This window comes from Kitasatospora sp. NPDC096140, from assembly GCF_040303045.1.
Taxonomy (GTDB): Bacteria; Actinomycetota; Actinomycetes; order Streptomycetales; family Streptomycetaceae; genus Kitasatospora.
On the sequence record NZ_JBEOUW010000108.1, the window covers coordinates 1 to 2,073 of the forward strand.

General features: G+C 72.8%; 1 protein-coding gene and 1 pseudogene. Both read left to right on the forward strand.

Annotated elements, in window-relative coordinates:
* A pseudogene (locus ABT048_RS41600) lies at positions 1-100 on the forward strand (IS481 family transposase); the annotation flags it as partial.
* Between the two features lie 83 nt (positions 101-183).
* Entirely contained in the window at positions 184-819 is a 636-nt protein-coding gene (locus ABT048_RS41605) for a hypothetical protein (RefSeq protein WP_350526855.1), read from the forward strand.
* The last annotated feature ends 1,254 nt before the right edge of the window (positions 820-2,073 follow it).

The following is a 2,073-nucleotide window of genomic DNA, read 5'->3' on the forward strand; positions in this document are numbered from 1 at the left end:
CGACTGGCTCCACACCTACAATCACCACCGCGGACACACCGCACTCGCAGGCAAGCCACCCGCCAGCCGCGTTCCCAACCTCACGGGCCAGAACACCTAGCCGACGCCCTTGTTACCTCGCGCGTCGAAATCCCGGCCACCGGCGAGGCCGGCCACCGCGAGCTCCTGGAGCTCGCCGCCGCCGTGCAGCGCAGCACCGCCCGCTTCCTGGAACACCTGGACCAGGCCCGCCGCGGCGAGGGCGACGACCCACGCTGCAACCAGGCCCTCGCACTGCTGGAGACCAACCTCACCGGCGCCACGCAGCGGATCATGCGCCAGGCCCACGTGCTGCGCCACGAGATGGCCGCCACCCGGCTCCGCACCGAACAGGCCCAGGCCCAGGCGCCCACCCCCGAGCCCGCCGCCACCCCCCTCGATTCCGCGCGCGTCGAAACAGACCAGGCTGCGCCGGTGGCGTCCGTCGCGCAGCAGCTGCAACCGGTCGACACCCCGTCGCAGGAGCTGCTCCTGGCCCTGGCGCCTGAGCGCACCTCCTCCTCGCCGCTCGCCCGCGGCTTGGGGGCCCCGACCTCCACCTGGAGCATCGACGGGAGCGACGTGGTGGTGGAGGGCTGGAACAGCACTTCAGACCTGTTCGCCGTCCGCGACCCGAACCGCCAGCTGCTCGGCTGGGTCGAGGCGCTCGGCGATGGCTGGGGCACCTACATCCAGGGCCGCCTGATCATCGACGCCACCGACAGTGATCCCCGGCTCTCCACGGACGCGCCCCACGCCATCGCCCTGCTCCGTGCCGCCCGCAACCAGCAACTGACCTGACCCGCGGCGGCCGCGTTTTGTGAGTGGTCTTGTGGGGTGCCTTGTGCGTGGTTTTGTGAGGCGCTTTGTGAGTGGTCTTGTGGGTGCGTGGTGATCCGGTCCGGCACGGCATCACCGCATGTCAGGTGCCGTTTCGGGTGGGCCGGAAATGCCGACAACCCCTTCTTCTGTCCTTTGTCGTGGTGGTGGAGGTGGGTCGGTCGGTTCGGTTCGGGGTTCGCGCCTGCGGCGGGCCGGTGGTTCTTCGGTGCGTCCGGCGAAGCCGTCCGCGGCCTGCGGGCCGGCCGACGGCCGTCGACCCGGCCGCGCGGGTTCCACGTAGCTACCACCGCAGGCAGCACCGCAGGCAGCACCGTTGGTACCTCCGTGGGTACCACCGCAGGTACCCCGCCGCTCCCGGCGACATCCGCGCGTTCCCGCAGGTCAGCAGCCCTTTTCGGGCAACCGGTAAATGCGACAACCCCTTCTGTCCATCCCTTTCCCCGGCTTGCTGGTGGGTGGAGGGGCGGTGGTGGGTGACGGTCCGGCCGGCAGGGGCCTGTGCCCTGCGGGGCCGTGATGGTTGGTGAGCGCCCGGCGAACACCGGACGCCCCCGGGCCCCGTCGGGCCGGACCGCGGCGATCCTCAGCCAGGCCATCCCCCGGCCCGGCCGGACTGTCGACGCCGACCGGATCCGGCACCGCCCCCATGCCCGACCGAGGCCCCCGCGGACGGCCCTGACGGCGACCACCGTGCCCTGACGCACCGTCCGGCCCCGGGGTGCGGTCCGGCCCTGGGAGGCCCGGGAAGGGCCCTTCCCGGGCCTCCTGTTGCAGCTCCCGGTGCAGCTCCTGCTGTGACTCCTGATGCGGCTCCTGATGCCGGCACCCCCCGGCCCGGGCGCGGGCTGGCATCTGTGCAGCTCACAGGGCCCACCAAGGTGGCGGGAAAAGCCGACAACCCTCTCTGCGCGCCCCTGTCCTCCTGGTGGTGGGGGTGGGGTGGTGGTGCGCTGTCGGGTCGGGGTGGCCTGCGGCGCTGGCTGGCGGGCCCTGCCCGGCGGCCTCGTGGCCTTCGTGGTCCCCGGCGAGTGCCGGTCCTCTCGGCTGTGCCGTCGACGTGGTTGCCCGCGTACGGGGGCACAGGCTGTTCGGCGGGGGTTCGGCTCGTGGTTCGGTACGGGGGTCCGGGGCGGGTTCGGTCCGTGGTTCGGTTCGGTCTCCGGCCGCCCCGGCCGGTCGAGGGCCGATTCCGCAGGCCAGCCAGGGGATGGA